30 protein-coding genes are annotated in these 22,165 nt (G+C 26.8%); 23 read left to right on the top strand and 7 right to left on the bottom strand.

Annotation, left to right across the window (positions count from 1 at the left end; all coding sequences use genetic code 11):
• Nucleotides 1-126: 126 nt before the first annotated feature.
• Nucleotides 127-1,272 (bottom strand): IS200/IS605 family element RNA-guided endonuclease TnpB, encoded by a 1,146-nt coding sequence (tnpB, locus tag ACTG44_RS21370; protein ID WP_074179526.1) that lies wholly within the window; start codon nucleotides 1,270-1,272, stop codon nucleotides 127-129.
• Between the two features lie 1,074 nt (nucleotides 1,273-2,346).
• On the opposite strand from tnpB, the gene ACTG44_RS21365 reads away from it, so the two are divergent.
• Together ACTG44_RS21365 and ACTG44_RS21360 are read left to right on the top strand one after the other, a co-directional pair.
• Nucleotides 2,347-2,994 (top strand): hypothetical protein, encoded by a 648-nt coding sequence (locus ACTG44_RS21365; protein ID WP_169470175.1) that lies wholly within the window; start codon nucleotides 2,347-2,349, stop codon nucleotides 2,992-2,994.
• Between the two features lie 130 nt (nucleotides 2,995-3,124).
• Nucleotides 3,125-4,192, top strand: a complete 1,068-nt coding sequence (locus ACTG44_RS21360; RefSeq protein ID WP_223195730.1) for a toxic anion resistance protein — start codon at nucleotides 3,125-3,127, stop codon at nucleotides 4,190-4,192.
• Nucleotides 4,193-4,453: 261 nt separating this feature from the next.
• Here ACTG44_RS21360 and ACTG44_RS21355 read toward each other — a convergent pair whose 3' ends face one another.
• Nucleotides 4,454-4,648 (bottom strand): hypothetical protein, encoded by a 195-nt coding sequence (locus ACTG44_RS21355; RefSeq protein ID WP_169470177.1) that lies wholly within the window; start codon nucleotides 4,646-4,648, stop codon nucleotides 4,454-4,456.
• A gap of 250 nt (nucleotides 4,649-4,898) precedes the next feature.
• Nucleotides 4,899-5,606, bottom strand: coding sequence for a hypothetical protein (locus ACTG44_RS21350; RefSeq protein WP_479921767.1), 708 nt, complete (start codon nucleotides 5,604-5,606; stop codon nucleotides 4,899-4,901).
• Nucleotides 5,607-6,238: 632 nt separating this feature from the next.
• Between ACTG44_RS21350 and ACTG44_RS21345 the strand changes: the two genes are divergently transcribed.
• On the top strand, nucleotides 6,239-6,757 hold the full coding sequence (locus ACTG44_RS21345; RefSeq protein ID WP_169470178.1) for an FxLYD domain-containing protein: 519 nt from the start codon (nucleotides 6,239-6,241) through the stop codon (nucleotides 6,755-6,757).
• A 202-nt stretch (nucleotides 6,758-6,959) separates the two neighbouring features.
• Nucleotides 6,960-7,541, top strand: a complete 582-nt coding sequence (locus tag ACTG44_RS21340) for a hypothetical protein (RefSeq protein WP_479921766.1) — start codon at nucleotides 6,960-6,962, stop codon at nucleotides 7,539-7,541.
• 329 nt (nucleotides 7,542-7,870) lie between these two features.
• Here ACTG44_RS21340 and ACTG44_RS21335 read toward each other — a convergent pair whose 3' ends face one another.
• Nucleotides 7,871-8,077: a helix-turn-helix transcriptional regulator gene (locus ACTG44_RS21335; RefSeq protein ID WP_479921765.1), complete on the bottom strand. Its 207-nt coding sequence runs from the start codon at nucleotides 8,075-8,077 to the stop codon at nucleotides 7,871-7,873.
• A 4-nt stretch (nucleotides 8,078-8,081) separates the two neighbouring features.
• Nucleotides 8,082-8,393, bottom strand: coding sequence for a DUF6442 family protein (locus ACTG44_RS21330; RefSeq protein ID WP_479921764.1), 312 nt, complete (start codon nucleotides 8,391-8,393; stop codon nucleotides 8,082-8,084).
• Nucleotides 8,394-8,689: 296 nt separating this feature from the next.
• Between ACTG44_RS21330 and ACTG44_RS21325 the strand changes: the two genes are divergently transcribed.
• From ACTG44_RS21325 to ACTG44_RS21295, 7 genes are all read left to right on the top strand, one after another.
• On the top strand, nucleotides 8,690-9,025 hold the full coding sequence (locus ACTG44_RS21325; RefSeq protein WP_479921763.1) for a hypothetical protein: 336 nt from the start codon (nucleotides 8,690-8,692) through the stop codon (nucleotides 9,023-9,025).
• A gap of 305 nt (nucleotides 9,026-9,330) precedes the next feature.
• Nucleotides 9,331-10,692, top strand: coding sequence for a jacalin-like lectin (locus tag ACTG44_RS21320; protein ID WP_227831823.1), 1,362 nt, complete (start codon nucleotides 9,331-9,333; stop codon nucleotides 10,690-10,692).
• A gap of 350 nt (nucleotides 10,693-11,042) precedes the next feature.
• Entirely contained in the window at nucleotides 11,043-11,852 is an 810-nt protein-coding gene (locus ACTG44_RS21315) for a LytR/AlgR family response regulator transcription factor (RefSeq protein ID WP_227831822.1), read from the top strand.
• 292 nt (nucleotides 11,853-12,144) lie between these two features.
• Nucleotides 12,145-12,768: a TetR/AcrR family transcriptional regulator gene (locus ACTG44_RS21310; protein ID WP_479920409.1), complete on the top strand. Its 624-nt coding sequence runs from the start codon at nucleotides 12,145-12,147 to the stop codon at nucleotides 12,766-12,768.
• Between the two features lie 6 nt (nucleotides 12,769-12,774).
• The gene (locus tag ACTG44_RS21305; protein ID WP_479920408.1) at nucleotides 12,775-13,143 is read left to right on the top strand and encodes a hypothetical protein; all 369 of its coding nucleotides are present in this window, start codon (nucleotides 12,775-12,777) and stop codon (nucleotides 13,141-13,143) included.
• 416 nt (nucleotides 13,144-13,559) lie between these two features.
• On the top strand, nucleotides 13,560-13,799 hold the full coding sequence (locus tag ACTG44_RS21300) for a hypothetical protein (protein ID WP_479921762.1): 240 nt from the start codon (nucleotides 13,560-13,562) through the stop codon (nucleotides 13,797-13,799).
• A 347-nt stretch (nucleotides 13,800-14,146) separates the two neighbouring features.
• Nucleotides 14,147-14,308, top strand: coding sequence for a hypothetical protein (locus ACTG44_RS21295; protein ID WP_407963953.1), 162 nt, complete (start codon nucleotides 14,147-14,149; stop codon nucleotides 14,306-14,308).
• Between the two features lie 6 nt (nucleotides 14,309-14,314).
• On the opposite strand, the gene ACTG44_RS21290 is transcribed toward ACTG44_RS21295, so the two are convergent.
• Complete coding sequence (locus ACTG44_RS21290) at nucleotides 14,315-14,644, bottom strand: helix-turn-helix domain-containing protein (protein ID WP_169470184.1); 330 nt, start codon at nucleotides 14,642-14,644, stop codon at nucleotides 14,315-14,317.
• A 188-nt stretch (nucleotides 14,645-14,832) separates the two neighbouring features.
• Between ACTG44_RS21290 and ACTG44_RS21285 the strand changes: the two genes are divergently transcribed.
• The 12 genes from ACTG44_RS21285 to ACTG44_RS21230 all read left to right on the top strand — a co-directional run bounded on the left by ACTG44_RS21285 (nucleotide 14,833) and on the right by ACTG44_RS21230 (nucleotide 21,269).
• On the top strand, nucleotides 14,833-15,018 hold the full coding sequence (locus ACTG44_RS21285; protein WP_243163261.1) for a hypothetical protein: 186 nt from the start codon (nucleotides 14,833-14,835) through the stop codon (nucleotides 15,016-15,018).
• Nucleotides 15,019-15,284: 266 nt separating this feature from the next.
• On the top strand, nucleotides 15,285-16,160 hold the full coding sequence (locus ACTG44_RS21280; protein WP_479921761.1) for a conserved phage C-terminal domain-containing protein: 876 nt from the start codon (nucleotides 15,285-15,287) through the stop codon (nucleotides 16,158-16,160).
• A gap of 363 nt (nucleotides 16,161-16,523) precedes the next feature.
• Nucleotides 16,524-16,838: a hypothetical protein gene (locus ACTG44_RS21275; RefSeq protein ID WP_074179536.1), complete on the top strand. Its 315-nt coding sequence runs from the start codon at nucleotides 16,524-16,526 to the stop codon at nucleotides 16,836-16,838.
• Nucleotides 16,825-17,040 carry a hypothetical protein gene (locus ACTG44_RS21270; protein WP_407963950.1) on the top strand — a complete coding sequence of 72 codons (216 nt, stop codon included), beginning with the start codon at nucleotides 16,825-16,827 and terminating at the stop codon, nucleotides 17,038-17,040. Before ACTG44_RS21275 ends, ACTG44_RS21270 begins: the two co-directional genes overlap by 14 nt.
• Before the next feature lie 25 nt (nucleotides 17,041-17,065).
• Nucleotides 17,066-17,341: a hypothetical protein gene (locus ACTG44_RS21265; RefSeq protein WP_479921760.1), complete on the top strand. Its 276-nt coding sequence runs from the start codon at nucleotides 17,066-17,068 to the stop codon at nucleotides 17,339-17,341.
• 15 nt (nucleotides 17,342-17,356) lie between these two features.
• The gene (locus ACTG44_RS21260) at nucleotides 17,357-17,527 is read left to right on the top strand and encodes a hypothetical protein (RefSeq protein WP_407963948.1); all 171 of its coding nucleotides are present in this window, start codon (nucleotides 17,357-17,359) and stop codon (nucleotides 17,525-17,527) included.
• Nucleotides 17,528-17,557: 30 nt separating this feature from the next.
• A complete protein-coding gene (locus tag ACTG44_RS21255) occupies nucleotides 17,558-17,695 on the top strand; it encodes a hypothetical protein (RefSeq protein WP_407963947.1) in 138 nt (45 codons plus the stop codon).
• 11 nt (nucleotides 17,696-17,706) lie between these two features.
• A complete protein-coding gene (locus ACTG44_RS21250; protein WP_479921759.1) occupies nucleotides 17,707-18,252 on the top strand; it encodes a sigma-70 family RNA polymerase sigma factor in 546 nt (181 codons plus the stop codon).
• A 29-nt stretch (nucleotides 18,253-18,281) separates the two neighbouring features.
• A complete protein-coding gene (locus ACTG44_RS21245; RefSeq protein ID WP_479921758.1) occupies nucleotides 18,282-18,428 on the top strand; it encodes a hypothetical protein in 147 nt (48 codons plus the stop codon).
• A 14-nt stretch (nucleotides 18,429-18,442) separates the two neighbouring features.
• Nucleotides 18,443-18,739, top strand: coding sequence for a hypothetical protein (locus ACTG44_RS21240; RefSeq protein WP_479921757.1), 297 nt, complete (start codon nucleotides 18,443-18,445; stop codon nucleotides 18,737-18,739).
• Between the two features lie 104 nt (nucleotides 18,740-18,843).
• Nucleotides 18,844-19,284: an RNA polymerase subunit sigma gene (locus tag ACTG44_RS21235; RefSeq protein WP_479921756.1), complete on the top strand. Its 441-nt coding sequence runs from the start codon at nucleotides 18,844-18,846 to the stop codon at nucleotides 19,282-19,284.
• 98 nt (nucleotides 19,285-19,382) lie between these two features.
• On the top strand, nucleotides 19,383-21,269 hold the full coding sequence (locus tag ACTG44_RS21230) for a tetratricopeptide repeat protein (protein WP_479921755.1): 1,887 nt from the start codon (nucleotides 19,383-19,385) through the stop codon (nucleotides 21,267-21,269).
• A 154-nt stretch (nucleotides 21,270-21,423) separates the two neighbouring features.
• Here ACTG44_RS21230 and ACTG44_RS21225 read toward each other — a convergent pair whose 3' ends face one another.
• Nucleotides 21,424-22,083 carry a DUF5758 domain-containing protein gene (locus tag ACTG44_RS21225; RefSeq protein WP_479921754.1) on the bottom strand — a complete coding sequence of 220 codons (660 nt, stop codon included), beginning with the start codon at nucleotides 22,081-22,083 and terminating at the stop codon, nucleotides 21,424-21,426.
• Between the last annotated feature and the right edge of the window lie 82 nt (nucleotides 22,084-22,165).

Here is a 22,165-nt window from a genome sequence, read left to right as displayed (position 1 = left end):
ATATCTTAATGTATTAAGCTAAAAGTTAATACATGCCTCCTTCTTTAATTTCTATTGAACTACTCCACCTTAACTACCTTCGGTAACGTTTGAATGTGGAGATTCCTATTCGATAGTACTTTTGTACTAAGCATCCATAGGCTCTAAGGGCTGTTCCATCCCCACTAATCTTAATCCTTCTTTTAGTATATTTATGCTGGCATTTATATCTCTGTCATGCTGTGTATTACAGTCTGAACAAACCCACTTTCTAAGTGATAAGTTTTTTACATCTTTATTTCTATGTCCACATACACTACATAACTGACTGGATGGATATGTATTTCCTATTACAGAGATTAATCTTCCATACCAAATAGCTTTATACTCAAGTAATCTTCTAAATTCATACCAACTAGCCTCACTTATTGCACCTGCTAATTTATGATTCTTAATCATATTACTTACTTTCAAATCTTCTAAACAAATTATTTGGTTTTCTCTAATTAGTTTAGTTGATATTCGATGTAAGTAATCTTTTCTTTGATTAGCTATTCTTTCATGTATCTTAGCTATTTTAATTCTTTGCTTATTCCAATTATTACCAAACTTCTTCATCTTTGATAATCTTCTTTGTTCCAGTTTCAATCTATAGTTAGCTTTTTTTAACCATTTAGGATTTTTAAATATGCTTCCATTAGAACATATTGCAAAATCTTTTAATCCCAAATCTATGCCAATATACTTATTAGATTCCTCTAATGGTTTTATGTCAACCTCACAACACATACTAACAAAATATTTACTTGTAGATGTTTTTGATACAGTAGCATTTAATATTCTACCATTTATATTTTGAGTCACTTTAGCCCTAATCCATTTCAATTTTGGTAACTTAATTAAATTACTTTTGATAGTTATATTATTATTTACACACTTACTTTCAAAACTTCTTTTAAGATTTCTCTTACTTTTGAACTTTGGAAAACCTTGTTTATTACCTTTTTTAATTTCTCTAAAGAAGTTCTTATATGCATTATCTAAATCATCAATAGTAGCTTGCAAGCTAGTTGAATCAACTTCTTTAAGCCATTCATATTCTTTTTTAAGTGATGGAAGTTTTTTAATTAAATCATACTTTGAATGTGATTTGCCTTCCTTTTCATATCTTTCTTTTTGAAGTGCTAACATGTGATTATACACAAATCTTGAACATCCAAAAGATTTTTCTATCATTTCTTTTTGAGTTTGATTTGGATATATTCTAAATTTAAAAGCTTTCATCTGTATCATTTCTTAACCTCCTTTAGTTTATGTTAGCATATTTCAGGCTCGCATCTCCACCCTACTTACGTTGAGGATGGAGTATTTCGCCTATCTTGGATAAAACAATAATACATTTTTAGTTACAGTTATATATTAACCTATTTTTCACGAAAAATATATTATTTTTCGTTTTTAGTTTCCCAAATGCTCGTTTATTCATTTTTTGAAATAATTTATTTGAAATTAATTATTAAAAGTTTATCTTAAAATATACCAAAATATTGAAATTTAAATGTTTTATAAGATTTTTTATTTTTTATATCTACAAAGATTTTATTTTTTACACTTTTATTTTAAATTCATAAATTCCCAAACATTCGTCATTAAAAACTCCCAAATGCTCGTTGTTAAATTCCCAAACACTCGTTGTTAAATTCCCAAACACTCGTCGTTAAACTCCCAAATACTCGTCGTTAAACTCCCAAATACTCGTCGTTAAATTCCCAAATACTCGTCGTAAATTCCCAAACACTCGTTGTTAAACTCCCAAACACTCGTCGTAAATTCCCAAACACTCGTCGTTCGACCTCTGTACATAAGTAATTTCAATGTGTCCAAATCGCCTAAAATAATAAAATATAAAATAAATAAAATGTTTTTAAAATAGAATAGAATAGTAAAAGGGAAAACACAAATACTTTTCTATTCTGTACTGTTTATAAAAAAATACAAATATCTTTCTTTTATAAATTATCAAGTTATATAAACAACATTTAAATTCTCATTACTTGTAAAAACAACTTATATAAAAGACTTACTTCTCAAATAAATTTAGAAAGGCTTTTTAAAGAGTTTTAAAACGTCTGTAACGCTTTTAAATAATAAATACAATAATTTACTTTATGATAAGGACAAACTACCTTAAAATGGCAATAAAATGGAATACATAATGTATTGGATAATAATAAAGTTATATTTAATTAAATCACTCAATCTTGTTAATGAAAGGTTAATAATTCAAAAAAAGATGTGTTATTGAAAAATCGTAAAATATATAATAGTATTTTATCTAAGAGGAACTTAAAAAAAGGGGGGAAAGTAATGGATGGATCTTTTGGGGCATTAATTAAAGCATATATAATTCAGATTATATTGGTTATTTTAGTTTTTTTAATGGCTTTTATACAAAGTAAATTTAAGTTTAAAAATAAGTCTTTAAATTTTATAAAAGAAAATAATAATGTATTAAATATAGTGGGTTCAAAGTCATACTTTTTTATTTTTTGTATACCATTTTTGGGATATGTAGCTTTTGCATTGGCTATTTGGGGATTATTTTTTAATTTAAGAGGAGAATTTGAAAAAGAACATACTGAATATTTATTAAATGTAATTAAGTCTATTTACGATAAAGAAGAAGACATTAATAGACAATACAAGAAAGAGTTCAAGTTAATAGAAAGTATTTTATCTGATACTAAAAATCCTTACCACAAAATGGTAGTAGAAAATGCAATTGTTCTTGACTCATTTCTGAATGAATACAACAAGATAAAAGAATATTTTAAAACTGAAAAAGAAGATATTGATATGTATGAGGAAATAAAAATATCTCTAATTAATTTTTTAAAATGCATTTATAATATGGATAATGATTCTAAAAGAGAACTGATTTTAGATGAAAAAGAGATGTTATTAGAAGATATTAAAAAATACAATGATATGTTAAAAGAATATACAAAATTATAATATATAATTAATATTCTAGACTTCACGAATGTTAATGTTTCAAAGATTATTAAATAGATATATGAAAAAGTATATCAGTGATGAAGACTTATTTTCTCATTAGAGAGATTATTAAGGAGTTGTTATTTTAGTGAGTTGCTTAGAAAAAATAAAAGATGACTATGAGTGTATATCTAAAAAAGGCAGGGAAAAAATAAATTTTAACGATAAATATGAATTTGATTTGAGAAAAAATGAAAAAGTAAAGGCTATATTAGAAGAAATAAATATAAATAATGCAGATGATCTACTTGAATTTGGAAATACATCTTCAGAGAGTGTTATGAAAACATCTGATGAGTTGCTATATTCAATGAAAAATTATTATGAAGATGATATAAATGAAATGTTAAATAAATTAAATAAGGTAATGGAAGATTTTAATTTTGATGAGTTAAAGGAAACTAAAGAAACACATTTTTTAAAGAAAATATTTAAAATAAATAAATGTGAATTAGATAAACAAATAAATAAATCTATAATGATAGTTGGTGAAGTTGAAAAGATTTATTTAGGGTTAAAAAGATATGAAATAGATTTAAGAGAGCAATTAAAAAGTATGAATATGTTGTATGAATCAAACTTTAAATACTGTAGTAGTTTGGAGAATTATATAATAGCAAGTGAAATTATTTTAGAAAATTTAGATAAAGAATTGTCTTTAGAATTAGGAGAGACATATTCTTATGAAAGAGTAGAATTTTTAAAAAATAATAAAGAGCTCTTAGAACAAAAAAATTATGATTTAAGGACAGCACTAAATATATCATTACAAAACATAACACTAATGGAGCAAATTCAAAATTATAATTTTGATTTAATGGAATTAATAACATCTTCTCTTATAATTACACTACCCATTTTTAAGAGATGTTTAACAAACTCAATAAGACTAAAAAAACAAGAAATTTTATCAATGGAAATGAATAGTATGCAAGACTCAACAAAGGATTTTTTTATAAAGAATACAGTAAATACGTCTAATGATAATTTAAAAACATTTGATAGTCAAACTGACTCATATTCTTTAGAGCAATTATATAAAAAAATAATGTGTAGTATAGAAGAATGTAAGAAAATAAAAGTAGAAAATAAAACCAATATTCAAGATAATTTTTTAAAAGTAGAAAATTTAAAAGAAAAAATGAAGTTTCAATAGCTTTTATATTAATAAAAATAATAGCAGAATAAAAATTAGTATAAATATAAAGTGTACTTATAATTTATAGAATAACTTATAAATAAATTTATTTATAATGTTTAAAGAAAGTTAAAAATAACTTATTAATAATTTATTCTAATTTCTAATCAATTGAAGATTATAAAATAAATGCCCTTACAATCTATTTATTCAGATTATAGGGGTATTTATTTTATATAAAAAGTGACTAACTTTAAAAACTAGTACAAATAAAGTTAGTTATTTTTTCTGAAAGTATTTTAGTAAGTTAATAGCTATAATTACAAATGTAAAACAAATATATACTTTAACTAAAGTCGTTAAAATCGGTTGTACTGAAATATTTTTTATTCCTACAAACCAGATTAAAAGCAAAAGAATAATTGCCACTATATACATACATGTATTTACAATTTTTAATGTATTCTTTTTCATAAATATCATCTCCTATACACTAATCTCATATATTTGATTTTAACTAAAATTTTACTATCTCAGTCACAAAATTTATTTGATAGAAAAGTTTAGGTCAATATATGTTCTATAATTTTTTCAGAACACTTAAAAGAAAGGTTTAAAAAGGCTGATTCTCATACAATATTGAGAATCAGCTTTTAACTGTTTCTTAGGCAGCATATTTTTATAATCCTAATAAAAGTGTTATTTTTTCTTTAAATAATGTTTGTTACACAGTATATTGGTAAGTGTATGTTCCAAATCTTTGATTAGTACTTGATACAAAAGACCAATTATATTTATAATTTTGTTTTGATCCTGTTGTTGCACGATAAAGTGTTCTATGCAATGTTCCTCCAATAGCGTTACTTGCTAATACACTTACAGCACCTGAACCCATAGCTGCTATTACACCAGCTGCACCTAGAGTAGCTAGATATACTGCTATTGCACCAGCTACAACAGCAACTGTTGTTCCTTTTGACCAAGAAATTTTATTATGATAAGTGCCTTGAAGTTTCCAATTAAGTTTTGATAAAATATTAGAATTATCAAGTTGAGGATCATTTTCAGAAACTGTTTTAACTTCACCTAATTTTTCATTATCTAAATAAAAAGTTGAATTTTTCTCATTGTATGTCAATATGTTTGACACAGAATTAGTTGTGTCTGTAATTAAAATACTTCTTTGACCCTTGCTATCATAATAATATTTGTATGTATAATTTATACCTTCAATATTTATATTTTCTGTTGCGTTTTGTGAATACAGATTACTTTCATTTTCACCAGCAAAAACTTTACTAGGAATTACTGTAACTATCATAGCAAGACAAAGAGATGTTGCAATACACTGTTTTATTACTTTGTGTTTATTAGAGATTATAGTAATTGTTGATTTAAACATTTCATTAATTAAATTTAATATTTTATTCATTTGTTTTCCCTTCTGTATTATGTTTACATTTTAAATATAATCATCAAATTTTTTATTATTATCTGATTATGTTTTTTCCATTGTATTTTTTTTATTCTTCATGTAAATCCTCCTAACTATAAAAATTTAAGGTTTTAAAATTAACCTTTACACATCTATAACGTATATAAAATAGATTTCTGGACAGAAATTTTAAAAAATTTATATTTTTAAAGCTAAATGTTAAAAATATAGTTTTATAGTACCTAAGTATGATGTAAGTGGTGAGGAATATACATGTCTAATGATTTTATATGTTTTTCATTAAAAATTATGTGAGCGCGAAAGATGTCTAAATAAGTATTTATAAAATTTCCAATTTTATGTAAATAAGATTTGATTTAAAAAAATAATTTAGATAAATATGGATACAGAAAAATTTAAAAAAATAATAAAATTTTCTAAATAATAAAGTTTAAAAAAGAACAGTACAAAAGTAAGTCAATTAAGGACAAGCATCTATTAAATATAACAAAATATATAAGACATACCTAAAAAAAAGTCTTTAATAGCATGATATTACAGCTTTAGACATTAGATATATACTATAATATGATTGAGGTTATCATAAAATAATTAGAGGGGGAATTAAAATGTCAAAGATGATCAAATGTAAAGCATGTTCAAAAGAGATAGCATCTAATGCTAAATCATGTCCTAATTGTGGGGCTAAAAACAAAAAACCATTTTATAAAAGAGGTTGGTTTATAGTTGTAGTAGTATTTGTTTTATTATATGCTATTGGTACTAGTGGAAGTGGTGGAAATGATGATACTGCTAAAGGAAATGATGATGGAGCAAATAAAACAGCTAGTGTAGATAAGCCAGAAGAACCTAAGAAAGAAAAATATGAAATAGTTGGAGATATAACATCAGAAACTGATAGTATGGCAACATATATAAAAGGCGTTATTAAAAATAACAGTGGTAATGATATATCATATGCACAAGTAACATTTACTTTATATGATAAAGATGGAAACCAATTAGGTACTGCAATGGATAATATAAATGATCTTAAAAAAGATGGTACTTGGAAATTTAAAGCTATGGGAATGAATACAGATGGAGAAATTGCATCTTATGAGTTATCAGAAATAACTGGTTTCTAGATTAATAAAAAAGATAATTAGAGTAAAATTGTTTTATATTTCTCTACTTAAGTAGAAATGATGGAAAGCTATGAACTATAGAAATGAAACTCTATTTTTCATAGCTTTTTATATAATAAAAACAAGAAGATATAGAGTAATGAAAATGATTTAATGATGTAATATGTTTTATTTAAATACATTAATTAAGAGGGAGAAGCAAATGAAAAAACTATTAGTGATTTTATTATGTTTAATTGTTTCAATAGGACTAGTAGCGTGTTCTAGTGATCTAGAAAGTGATTTAGATATTGCAGGTAATGAAGATCAAACAGATTATTCAAGCAGTGAAAGTAGTAATTCGTCATATGAAAATTCTTATGACAGTACTATACCAAGCAATTCGGAAAATGATAATTTAGATAATTCTCAAAAAAATCAAGAAGAAAAGATAGAAGCATCACAATTTTTTAATGCTGTATATATTCCAAGTATCTATGATATAAATAAAATATCCTTTGATACTATACTGGGCAGAATTAAAAATACAGGCTATAAATATGATGTTGTGGAGCCAAATGAAGATACAGTAGGTAAAATAAATGTTTATGATAGTGAAACTAGTGACACAGTACATTTCTTAACATATCCAAATGAATATGGAGTAGAAGCATTAGCGCTACTTGAGTATGATAGTAATGGTAAAAGTGTTTCTGTGGATGATAAAAATCATGAAGGAAACATAGAATTTGATCCATCTGGAGGAATAGATGCACAAATAGAATTTTTATTTGGGAATGAATAAAATTAAGTTAGTATAGAAAATAACATATTATCAGTAAGATAAATATATATAATTTTAAATCATATTTTCTTTTTATGAATATTTATCATGTTATAATGCTTTTATATTAACTAAATGGAAAACAGAGTAGTTTCAAACTACTCTGTTTTTATATAAAGTAAAAATAGAAATATAAATCAAGAAAGAAGTGTATATATAATTTATAAAATAAATTATATAATAAGTTTAATAAAAATGTAGATATAAGTTTAAATATTTATGGTTTAAAGAAGAGCAACATAAAACTCCTATATAATTTAGAAGATAATTATATAGGAGTTTTATATTCATCAAAAATAGAATAAATCTTCAAATTTTTTATCTAGAGCAATACACAAAATAAGTGCTAATTTTGCAGTCGGATTAAACTGACCTGTCTCTATTGAACTTATAGTGTTTCTCGATACCCCAACCATTTCAGCTAATTGACTTTGCGATAATTTCTTTTCTTTTCTTTCTTCTTTTAAGTGATTTTTTAATACCAATTCATCATTCATATATTTACCTCAACGATGCCAAAACAAAATTAATTAATGAAAGAAGTGTTAAAATTGAACTAAAGGTTGCGAGAAAAATATGTTTTTTTTCATGTGCAAATTGATACTTTGCAATATTCTCACCAACAATAAATGTCCAAAACAAGGCTGCTACTGCATAACTTTTTTGGCCAATAAAGGCGTTAAATATTACAATGAAAAAAAATACACATGCAAAAGCAATATAACCTATTTTTCGTCCCTTATTTTCAACATACTCTAATCCTTCATCTTTCCTTGATTGGCGACTTTTATTTAGAATTTCCTCTTTATTCATTTAAAGCACCTCCTATTTAGATGCAAAGTTTACTTGGTATCTTTATTATATCATGCCAAGTTTTATTGTCAATAATTTTGAAAAGAAAACTTGGCAAAAATATGTTATAATGAATGTATAATATGTAATGTGCAACATTAAAAAATAGTTAAAATGGTTGAAAATACAGATTCTGATTTGGGATTTTATATTAACTAAGTGAAATGTAAATAAGATAATAATAGGAGTGATTTTCAATGCTGATAAATTATTACGATAGGGGTTATTTCAAACAAATTTATATTACAAGTATTCTTGTGATAATATTTTCGATAATATGTGCATTTAAGGTAACTTTTTTATTCTTATTACTTGCAGGTTTTTATCTTGAACAAACATATAAATTTTTAATAAAATATAAAAATAAACTTTATATTTCAATTACAGATTATGATATTTTGATCGATAATAAGTATATTTTTAGAGGTAAAAATGCTAAAAATCATATCAAATTTAAAGACATAGTAGGTATAGATAAACAAGATAATATTATTGAAATTTTTACGAATGAAAACTCTTATTGTATATATTTGAAAGCTTTAAGCATTGAGAGTGAAGAATATCTAATAAGTAGACTAAAATCATTTTTTTAATACCATATTCTATATAAAAAATAATATTAATATATTTCATATTAACTAAATAAAAAGGAGCTGTTGCATGAACAATTATAAATTGATGTGTAACAGCTTTCTTTCTTGTGTAGATTAGCTTATTTTTAAGAAATAAGTTTCATTATAAGTGTAACAGATAATGAGGCGCACGTAATTGATTTGAATTGTATTTGTCTGACCCCATATTCGCTGTTTATTCCGCCAAATAGGTCATCTGTTCCAAACAATTGAATTTGATTGATGGATTTAATAAAATTATAAAAAAGAAAAGGAGGATACTTTATATGCCAGATTTGAATTTGAGAAAAACTGTTTTAATTGATGCCAAGGCATCGGGCGCTATTGAATTTGATGACTTCCGTGAGTACGAGGAACTCAGATGTACATTTCCTAATGCAATTTTTATTTGCTATGGAGAAGCTATTGATCTTATAGGTACTTGTTATGCCCAGGTTGACTTTCCTATGCATGGAAAATACCGCGGAAATGAAGCACACTTTGAATTTTTGCCTGGAGAACATATTATTAAAATTACAGGAATGATAGCAATGTATTGGAATAAATCGTTTATTTTCAATCTGACTTTTCATACTGATATGGGGCGTGACGTCGGAATAAAAAATCAACAGAACGGGCGAACAGTTCAGGGGAAGCCTTTTACAATTGAATTTGACAAAGGGTATGCTTTGGCGTGTCTATTTGGAAAGACAGCATCACCAATAGAAGGTGGTAAGACTTTACCTAATTACTCATTTTTATCTGCAATAGGAGCCTATCAAAGACGTATAGAATGTATCACACAAGCGGAATTTACTGTCTATGCACAAGGAGTAAAAGCCCCTGTGGCGGAGTGGATGATGGATCACACTGGAGTATGTGCAACAGTCGGTCATTATACACCATCAGGACAATGGGTTGCTGATACTGATACTTATCGTTTTGGTTGTCATGGCAGTGTTCCAGCACCAGAGGCAAGGTATATTGAAACAGGACATGGAAGTTTGGAGGCCGCCATTATACTTGCTTGCGGTGAACCTAATGCGAAAAGAGCTAATAATGATTTTATTACACCAAGTGACGATTGTGGAATTGTTTACTTAAAGGATGGTGTATGCCATCAAATGACGAATCGCCTGATGTCAGTTACCGGAAAGGTTTTTCCTGCTGATAAAGTTTGGTGTTCCAAGTATAGCATTTGGAAATTCGGTTTATTCGGATATGGATGGACTGAATGGAGAAATTCCTGTTATTCTAAATTTGATGAAGTGTATCTTGCTGAGAAGTTTGAAGAAAATGTAAGTGCCGCTACTTTGATGTCTTCAACTGACGATCCATTGACTCAAAAACTGATATCTTTAGAGGACAAGGGTCATCAACTGGATATTGCGATTATAGAGCGTACCAAAGTGATGTTGGAAGACTGCTTTGGAAGTAATCTGAGTAAAGAAAAGACAAATTCATTGATTCAAGTTGCTTCTCAGCAAAATAAAAGTATAGATTTATTAGAAGAAATGGACGAAGAAGAAAAGAGTAAAGTCTTTGTAGAAGAAATGAAGAGTACACTTCGAGCTTTCAATGAAATTTTAGGTGCAGAGGATTTCAAAAAATTCTTTTATGTATCTCTGGATGAAATTTTAAATAAATAGAATCAAATAAAAATGGACTAGATAAGAATCTGGTTACACAGTATACTTTCAAGGTTCGGGAACAAAAAAAACAGAGTGTATCCCGTTTGAGGTTTGGGTGAGCTACACTCTGTTTTTAACAAAATTATAATTACGATATTGAATTCGATAGAGGCTATTCAAGCTAAAGACTGTAAAAGCCTTCCAGTAGGAATGAGGATTCTTCTATGAAAGATATCTTCTTGCCCCAAAGATGATGAGTGACATTTCTTACGAGTTTCAAAGTAGCAAAAATATTTAAACTATTTGCAAAGAAATCTAATCTGCGACAAAATAGTAATTGAAATATTTAATCAGAAGGAGGGTGTTCAATGGAATTGACAATGGAAAATGTGGCGGAGTACACTGAGTATATGCTTCGTGAATATTATCACCTCAACACAGAGCCGTTCTTTTCTGCATTGGATACTGATGTCATGTGGATTGGTCCAGGCAATTTGTTCGTGTTTGGTGAGGCGGCAGTAAAAAGTTACTTCAAAGATGGATTTATCATGCCGAATATAGAGATGGAGAATACTGAATTTTATGAGCTACAGCCCGAAAAAGACAGCAGTATCGTAGTCGGGCGTTTTTCCTGTCACACCGAACAGGACGCTGATAAAGTGGCAGCGGCCAATCAAAGAGTGACGATTCATTTTAGACAGTACAGCGAAAAAAAGAGTGTAAAAATAACACATATGCATGTATCAAACGAGTGGAACGAGTTGGTGGATGACGAGGTCTTTCCTTTCAAGGTCAGCGTACAAACGTATCGCTATGTACAAAAGCTGGTGACGGAAAGTGGTGTGAAAAAGTGGTACAAAAAAATAGAACTGCGCAACGACATGGGTCTACAGTATATTGATCCAAATATGGTAGTATATGCGGAAGCGATTGGTAAGTATACAGTCGTTCATTTTGTGGACAAGATAGTAACGATTAAACGGCTTATAGGCGAAGTAGCGCTATTATTCCCGGAAATCTTTTGTAGGCCACACAGGGGGTATCTGGTTAACTGTGAATTCATTGTCTCTGTGGAACGCTACAGAATTACCATGGTTACAGGCACAATGATTCCCATCCCAGAAAAAAGATATTTTAAGGTGCGGGAGGAAATTGCTGCGATTATGCAAAAGGTATGACACTTTAAAGAGGAGCATTTGGAATAAAAAATAACATATAAAAATCCAAAAAGGAGTTGAATTTAAAATTTGATTAGAAAAAAATCAATTTTAAGGCAACCCCTTTTTTACAATTAAAATTTAAAAATAACTTATTAATCGAATCATATTGTATTTATGTGGATTTGTTTGATGCTGGTTTTTGTTTTCGGCATTTCAATGTGATAACCTAGTGCTCTTCTTGACAAGTGAGCAGTTGTTAACTATAATTATAGTTAACGATTGCTCACTACATTTATTTATGGAGGTTATTATGCCAAAAAATGAAAAACGTGATACAAAGAAAGTTATTTTAACAGTTGCACTAAGATTATTTTCTGAACGAGGCTATGATGGGGTTGGTATTCGAGACATATCAAAAGAAATAGGAATACGAGAGAGTGCTCTTTATAAACACTATAGTGGAAAGCAAGATATTTTTGATTCAATTCTAAAAGACATTGAGCGTCGTTACCAAGAAGAAGTTTCTACTATCCTACCTGAAAACATGACCAATATTTTCTCAGAAGAAAATGATGTAAGAGAGGAATTATTTCGTATTAGCATTACAATGTTTAATTTCTATCTCAAAACGGAGTATGGTTCTCAACTGCGTAGAATGTTGACATTAGAACAGTATAGAACTTCTGAAGCAGGTAAGTTTTTTAGGGAATTAATAATAGATAAAGGTTTAGATTATATATCAAATGTGTTCACTAGTTTAATAAATGATGGAGTTTATATTCATGCTGATCCAATGGTAATGGCCTTGCAGTTTTATTCACCTTTATATTTGCTGTTATCAAAATACGACAATCAGCCTGAAAAATACGAAGAAGCGATATCCTTTTTAGAAAGACACATTACGATATTCAATAAAATCTATTTGAAGGAGTGATAAACGATGAAAGGAATTGGAATATTGGTAGCAGAGTGGTTTATAACTGGTTTAATTGTTTATGCAGGACTATCTGGTAAGCAAATATTATTTATTAATGGACCTAGATCAGCTGTTATTACTTTGGGAGCAATCGGATTTGCAATGTGCATGATTATGCCAACAATTGGTAAATTTATCAGCAATTCACCTGCTCACCCACTCACAATTATGGGGTATATTTTTGGTGCAATAGCATTACTAACCACAGTAACTCAAATATTCAAATGGAATATTCCTATCATCTATGACCCAAAAACTGCACTTTTTGTAGTTGCTGGATGCATTGTCATAAAGTCAATTATTGGCAGGTTTGCACTGTTTATAGTTAAATAAATGGCTGTAACGCTTTTAAATAATAATCTTAAAGATTTACTGTTTTATATTAACTAAGTGGAAAACAGAGTGGTTTAAAACCACTCTGTTTTTATATAAAGTAAAAATAGAAATATAAATTAAGAAAGAAGTGCATATATAAGTTATAAAATAAATTAAATAATAAGTTTTATAAAATGTATATATAAATTTAAATGATTTTAGTTTTCTATATTCAGTTTATTTAAGAAACTGCAATTTTTATTAGATAAGATATGATATAATAAATATATAAATATATAGTGTGCGATATTTTAAAAATAAACACTGTAATGATTGTAAACACTGAGTTGTAATGTGTTTTTGAAAAATATCAAAAAGCACTACTTGTGGCTCACTGCAATTTTTAATATTTAGTCTTGCTGAAAGTATTGAAAATGACAGATTTATTTTGGGGTTTTATATTAACTAAGTGGTATGTAAATGAGTGCCAAGAGCAAGTACTACTTTCAATAAGAGCAAGTTTTATATTAACTAAGTGGTATGTAAATATATGTGGTGTCAATGTATTTAAGATTGAAACATCAAGTTTTATATTAACTAAGTGGTATGTAAATGATGTATTTGAACTCATGTATGAAATTTTAAAAAGAGGTTTTATATTAACTAAGTGGTAAACAGAGTAGTTCTAACTACTCTGTTTTTTATTTGTAAATTTAATAAAATTAAATAAATGGTAAAAATTAGAAGTTGATTATTGCAAAAATAGGTACTATACTTGTAGTATAAAGAAGATATATATCGAAATAATACATATAAACTACGTGCGTAAAACACTTTTAAAATAATCACATTTACTTTCAGATTTAAAACTCATCTTAGGACATGACACATGCAATCAAAAATATAGACTATATCAGTTTAAAAAACTTAAAAATTGAAGAAAGAAGTCTGTTGTTTTTCAGAAGTGGGGTAATTTCAAGAATATAAATCAGAATATTTTGAAAATATGGGGGATAATTTTATGGGAGAATTAAAAATAAAATCATTAAATGAAATTGATTCCAAAGAAAACAAAATAAAAATAATAAATACTGTCACGGAAATTAGAGAAAAAGATTATAATACCTTTCTAAAAATTATGGGATATATGGAGTATTCTAAATTAAAAAATAAGGCACAATAAAGTGCCTTATTTTTTCAAAGTTTTCTGCATTAATCCTAGCACATATTCTCTTGTTTCAGAATCAACCTCATAGAAAAGTCTAACAAATTCTTCAACTTCGCTATTGTCAAGATTAAAACCTTCTAATACATCTTTGAATATTTCACCTTGTCCAGTTAGTAACCACTTTTTATTTACGTTATATTTATCGCATATGTCGTTAATAGTTCTATCTGTGACTGTTCTTACACCTTTTTCAATTGAAGATATGTGATTTTGAGAAAGATTTAAAGATTCCCCAAACTCTTTTTGAGAAAGATGTTTTATTTGTCTTAATTCTTTAATCCTAGTATTCATTTTTTCACCTCCTAGAGATACCTCTTTGAGATATTATACCATATGAAATATCTCGCTACAATGGAAAATATCTGAAAAACAAGGAAAAAAATATCTCAAAGTATATTGACTTAAATCTCAAAGGGATATATAATGTAAATATCTCAATGAGATATAAAAAATCCTTTTGAGATTAAGGAGGGGATTAAATGAATGAAAATTCTACAAATGACTTTAGTAGAAAAGAAAAGGAAAATCTTATAAAAGATGCTAGCCTAATATATGAAACCGACTACTTAGAATTTATAAAAATTAAATATCTGCTAAAAGGAATTGCTAAAGAAAAAAGAAAACAACTGTTAAAAAAAGAAAAAAGTGACAAATGTTCAATTTAAAGAAAGGTTAGAGGTGAAAATATTGAAAATTTCAGATTTTAATAGAAATCATATAGGCAAAGCAATTCAACTTCAATAAACAAGATTTGATACAAGTACAGATTGCATTATCACAGAAGTGGAAACAGGAGAAATAGTTGCAATGTACTACATGCAAGAAAATGATGATGTAGGATACAAAGTGATAACATATGAAGATTTAGAAAATGGTGATTGCAAATTAAAGCTATTAAATTAATGAATAATTTTAGAAGGGAGGTGATACAGTGAAATTATTAAGAGATATAAGAGAAAGAGACTGGTTTTGGATAGAAAATATTTTAGTTGACAGAGAAGATTTAACAATTTATGAAAAAATGATTTATATAGTCCTTGCAAGGCATTCAAACGAAGAAAGTTTTTGCTTTCCAAGTTATAAAACTATATCAGCAAAATGTGGATGTAGTGAAAGACAAGCAAAAAATGTAATAAAAAGTCTAGAAGAAAAGGGCTTGATTAAAAAAGAAAATAGAACAAGAGATAATTCAAATGAGAAAGAAAGTAACATATATCTTGTCTTAACAGCTAAAGTAGGTTGTGCATGTGATGCACAACATGTAGTGAATATGATGCACAACCCTAGTGCACCTCATGCACAACAGGTGGTGCATGAGGTGCACAGTAACAATACTAATATTAACAATACTAATTTAACTAGTAATATATATAGTCTTGCAAAGCAAAAAGAAGATAAAACAAATGACAAAGATATACATAAAAGAATTATTGATTACTTAAATGAAAAAGCAGATAAATCTTTTAAGAGCACAACTAAGAAAACTAAATCTCTTATTGACGCAAGACTTGCAGAAGGATTTGTTGAAGAAGATTTTTACAAAGTAATAGATAATAAAGTCCACACATGGTTAGAAGATGCTAAAATGAGCGTCTATTTACGCCCTGAGACGTTATTTGGCAACAAGTTTGAGTCTTACTTAAATGAAGTGCCTAGGATGGCTAAAAATGGAAATGAGAGTGTCAAACAAAATAAAGAAGTGAGTAAAAATAAATTTGCCAATTTTGAACAAACATTTACTCAGTATAGTAACAAAGAGTTAGATGAAATTATAAAGAAAAGTCAAAAGGCAAAGTTTGAAAAATGAGTAAAGAAAAGAGGAAGTTTTATAAAGTAGTAAATTTGAGCAAAATTCAATATTGAAAAATATAGAAATTCAATATTGAAAAAGGGTCATTTTTCAATATTGAAATTAAAATTTGACAAAGTATTGAAAACCAATATTGAAAAAATTTAAAGAATATAGCAATTGCAATGCCTATAGAAGACGATTACATTACGCAAAAAACACAGGTTTAAAGAAGTTGTCAAAAACCATTAAAAAAATGGTAATGGGAGAGAGAAAAAATAAAATTAAAAAGTTTCATAAAAACGTTATTAAATTATAGCTAAAGTTTATTAATTAATTTCCTCGTAGGAAAAATAACCTTTAATAGAAAGAGGTACAAAAATGAAATTAGAAAATATGTCAAAAGAACAAAAAATAGCTATCCTTCCTATAAATGAAGCAATAGAAAAAACTAAAGAAGATGAAAAAGATATAAACAAATACTTAAGAGAAATAAAAAACTGTAAAGAAATAAAAGTAAAAATTATAAGAAAAAACGGAAGCAAAATAGATGTTACATTTGTAAATAAATATATGAAACAGTGGTTGGATGAAGAGATTGAGATTTTGATTAATGTCATGAAAAATGAGGTTGTTCAGTTAAAAAAAGAATTGCTTAAAATGAGAGAAGCAGGTGAGAAAAATGAACAGAATTAGTATCACACAAGCACTAGCAAAGTTTGATAGTTTACTAGATAAATACGATAATTTTCCAAGCTATGTGTATACGCTTGAGTATAGAGGTAAGTTCTATGAATGGATAAAACAACTTGAAAGAAAAAATGAACTAAAAAAATTTAGGATAGTTAATGCTATAATTTTTGAGCTAAATGGAGAAGAAGCACCATTTTGGAATTAAAAAATGCATTAAGGAAGGAGAGTACATGATATTTAACATTGTAATTTTGATATTATGTTTTGATGCAGTCTTCAGCATTAGAAACAATATCAGATTAAGAAAAAGCATTAAATTAATAGATCAAGATGTAAAAGAAATTAATAGTTTTAAAAATAGTTTATATAAAAGTGCTAATTCATCATTAAATATTGCAGTCAGAATAAATAGAGTTTTTAACGACGTAACTAAGACAGTAGAAAATACTAAAAAGATAGAGAATGAATGTCAAAAGATATATGAGCAATTAAAAAAAGATATATAAAAAGGGATATGGTTCATGAAGAAAATATCACATATGAACATATTAGAAAAAACAGAATTCATTAATAAAATAGCATCAGAAATAAAATCTGAATCTAAGTCAATGAGTAGATATGAATCATTATTAAAAGCAACAGAAGTAGTAAAAGAGATAGAGAAAAGAGAAGAAATCATGTATGAAAAATAGTAGTAAATAAGAATAGAAAATACGAAGAAAATGGAGAAAAAAACTTTTGCAAAAGTTAGAGCTAAAACTGTTAATTCACTCGATTATAAGCAAAAGGAAGAAAATAGCAAAGATAAAGATAAGGAGATTGGCTTTCAAGTATTAAATGACGAAGATATACCATTTTAAGAGGTGATTATATGAGAAGTCTGGAAGAAATAAATAAATTAGTTGAAGATAATATAAATCTTGTACACTTTATTATAAATAAACATTTTAAATGTTTTCTAAGAAAATATCCATCTTTGAAAGAAGATTTATTTCAAGAAGGCTCTATAGGATTGTATAAAGCAACATGCTGTTTTGATGAAAATAAAGGAACATTTTCTGCAATAGCATGGCCATATATATTAGGGCATTTAATGAGATTTACAACTAGATATGTTAAAAAACATTATAGAAATGATATAGATAGTTTTGAAAAATGTATCTATAGGAATGCTTATGGTGAAGAAATAAGAATAGAGGATAGATTAGCTGGTAATGAAAGTATAGATATAGAAAGTGTTCATGTTATTAAATCTTGCATAAAAAGAAGTGAGATAAAAGATATACAGAAAATAGTTTGTTTAAGAGAAAGAGGATATACTCAGGAAGAAGTAGGTAAAATGCTTGGAACTAACCAAATAACAATATGCAGAAGATTAGGAAAATTAAAATCTGAAATTAATATACTAGGAAAATAATATAATAATTTAAGTTTATTGGAGGTAAAATGAAAACTAAAATAATTGGTGGCAGAGAAAATGAATGTCCAGTATGCGGTGGAAGTGTATTTAAACTTAAAACAATCATAGGAATAGTTTGGCAATGCAAAGACTGTGGTTGTATGTATCAAGACTTTGAATGTAAGAAAAATTAAAGGAGGAATTTAAGATGGAAGAAAATATGAAAAGCCTTATTGAACATAGTGAAAATATAAAGAATTTGAAGGAAAGCATGGAAAGTACAATAGATGAGTTAATTAATCTAAATGTTGGTAGTAGTGGAATTGATGTATATAGAAAAATTATGCAAGAAGAAATACATAAAGAAACTATAAATGTATATAAAGATAGTAAAGAAATAATTATTATCAAGAAAAGAGAAGAAGAGCAAATGTTAAAGAATATAGAAAAAAATGAAAGTAAAATTGAAGATTTTTTTAAGAAAATAGACTTTGGTAATAAGTAAAATTCAAAAAAGAAAGAGGAGCATTACTTCATGCTCCCGCTTGTCAAAATTCTAAAGTTGTCATCACAAAATCATTATAACATAAATGGGAGTGTGAAGTAATATTGGCCAATAAAAAAGATATTTTGTTCAGTAGTGCAGAGGGCAAGTTATATAGCTATAAAAAAGCAAAAGCAGAAATTGAGAAGATAGGTATTGATATAGAGATAATAAAGAATGGTTATAGAGGATGTAGTAGTATTGAAATTAGAGAAAAATCAAGTAGAACGTATGACACTAAAAGTGTAGTTGAGATAGAAGTTGAAGAGAAAGAAAGGAAAGTATCATTAAAAGAAAAAGAAAAAAGGCATAAGGAATTGTTAGTTGAGAAAATAGACAATGCAATGAAGATATTAAGTGAAGAAGAAAAGAAAATAGTTCAATATAAGTATTTTTCAAATAATAAGACATCTTGGGAATATGTTGGTAGAATGATTGGATTTTCAACAAGTAAGTGTAAGCAGATGAGGATAGAGATTATAGATAAGATAAAAGGATTACTTTGAAGTTTTGTCATTATGAAAAATATGGTAAAAAGATTGTCGATATTAAAAAATTTGTCCCTTCCTATGATAATATAATAATCATGGGAGGGGATGTTTTAATGTCAAAGGAATATTTATTTTCATCTTGTTTTTATTTTATGATATTTACAATAGTAATTTTATTTTTATTTTCAAATAAGAGAGATGATAAATTGCAAATACTAAAAAAGCTTGTTTTAGCAATTGTAGTTTCAATGGGTCTGTTTTCTAGTTTTTATTTAATTTTTGGAAATTCTGTAAATTATAATGTAAATGAAGTAGGTGTAGGTCTTTCTATATTTGGAATGTTAGCTACTGTTTGGGTTGGATTGAATATATACAATTTAATTGAGAAAAAAGAAGTTGATGATTTAAAAGAAGAGTTAAGAAATAGTTTAGAGAAAATAAATGAATTAAGAAAAGATTTAATGGAAAGTAAAGATGAGATGGATAAAAAGTTATATGATGTTGAAAAAACTAACTTTATTCAAAATACTTTTACTATGTGTAGTATGAAAAAAAATAATAATGAAGAAATTAACTATATTAATAGAGTTATTAGAAAATATCCAAATGAAAAAGCAGGATATTTATATAGGAGCTTTTTGTATACAGAAGAAGAAAAATATGAAGAAGCACTAAATGATTTTAATAAAGTAATAGAAATAGATGATAAATATGTAGATGCATATTGTGATAGAGGAGTATTATATGCAAAGAAAGAAATGTATGAAAAAGCATTAAATGATTTTAATAAAGCAATGGAAATAGATGATAAATATGTAGATGCATATTGTAATAGAGGAATATTATATGCAAAGAAAGAAATGTATGAAGAAGCATTAAATGATTTTAATAAAGCAATGGAAATAGATGATAAATATGTAGATGCATATTGTAATAGAGGAATATTATATGCAAAGAAAGAAATGTATGAAGAAGCATTAAATGATTTTAATAAAGCAATGGAAATAGATGATAAATATGTAGATGCATATTGTAATAGAGGAATATTATATGCAAAGAAAGAAATGTATGAAGAAGCATTAAATGATTTTAATAAAGCAATGGAAATAGATGATAAATATGTAGATGCATATTGTAATAGAGGGAATGTATATTTAAATAAAAAAATGTATGAAGAAGCGCTAAATGATTTTAATAAAGCAATAGAGATAGATGACAAAAACATAGATACATATTTTAAGAGATTCGCATTATATATGGATAAAGGAATGTATAATGAAGCAATAAGTAATCTTAGTAAAGTAATAGAAATAGATGATAAAAATATAGAAGCCTATTATACTAGAGGATTAGCATATGGAGACAAAAAAATATATGATGAGGCAATAAATGATTTTAATAAAGTAATAGAAATGGATGATAAATATATAGAGGCCTATTATGCTAGAGGCATTATATATGGATATAAGGAAAAGTATAATGAAGCATTAAATGATTTTAATAAAGTAATAGAAATAGATGATAAATATATAGAGGCCTATTTCAGTAGGGGAGCATTGTATGTAGATAAAGAAATGTATGATGAGTCACTAAGTGATTTTAGTAAAGTAATAGAAATGGATGATAAATATATAGATGCCTATTTCAGTAGAGGAGTATTGTATGAAGATAAAGAAATGTATGATGAGTCACTAAGTGATTTTGGTAAAGTAATAGAAATGGATGATAAATACATAGATGCCTATTATATTAGAGGAAATATATATAAAGACAAAGAGATGTATGAAGAAGCACTAAGTGATCTCAGTAAAGTAATAGAAATAGATGACAAATATATAGGCGCATATATTAGTAGATGTGACTTATACATAGAAATAGGAAATCTTGAAAAGGCATCTTGTGATATTGAAAAAGTACTAGAATTAGATAAAGATAATGAAAAAGCATTAGAATATAAGAAGTTAATAGAATCAAAATTAAGTGAACAAAAGAATGATTAATCAAGTAAAAATATATTTAATAAGAATGACTTAGAGTTTATGCTCTAGGTCTTTTTATATTTATAGTAAGTTTATTTTACAAATACACATAAACAAAAAGGGCTAATAAATACTTAGCCCTTTTTGTTTGTATTCAAATTGCTACAATAAATGACTAGTAAAGCTTTGCTAGGTCTCTGGACATAAAAAAATGTATTCCTGATGCACTTTCATGCCATCTATCTTCATCAAATTCTGGAACTTCTAATAATTTATTAGTTTCATAAATAAAATTAGGTTCTCTATTTGACCACGCCTTATCTATAACTTCATCATCATCTTTAGTTACAATTTCAAGAACTTTAGCTTTGCTAGCTCTACATCTATATGTAGTTGCAGAATTTCTTTTTGCTTCTTTAGGTATTAATAATTTTACAATTACCTGTTCTTTATTATTGGCAATTGCTTTTTTAAATCCAATAAATTCTCCTTCTTCAGGACATATTTGAAAAAAGAACATAGTATTTTCATTTACTTTTACATCTTCCAGTATTGCTTTATGTAAATTAGCCTGAAATAAATTTACTTCTCTTAAATTTGTTTTTGTTAACACTGCACCTCTTAAATCAGCATTTTTCAAACTTGAATATCTAAAATTAGCACTTGTTAAATTGCTATTTGTGAAATTAGAGTGATACAAATTAGCTCTTTTTAGTTCTAATCCAGATAAATCTAAATCTGAAAAAGATGGCCGCACTCCTATCTCATTATTTTTTAACCATATTTCATGTTTTTGGATTAAATTATCTAACTCATTCTGTGTTAATTTTTTCATATATTATCACCTTAAATTCTATTTTTTTATACTTTAACATATTATCAAATTTTATGCTACATTACAAAACTTCATATAGTAT

This window comes from Clostridioides sp. LIBA-2809 (genome assembly GCF_056688965.1).
Note: the sequence above shows the minus strand (reverse complement) of the source record. Positions and strands in the feature narration are given on the sequence as shown.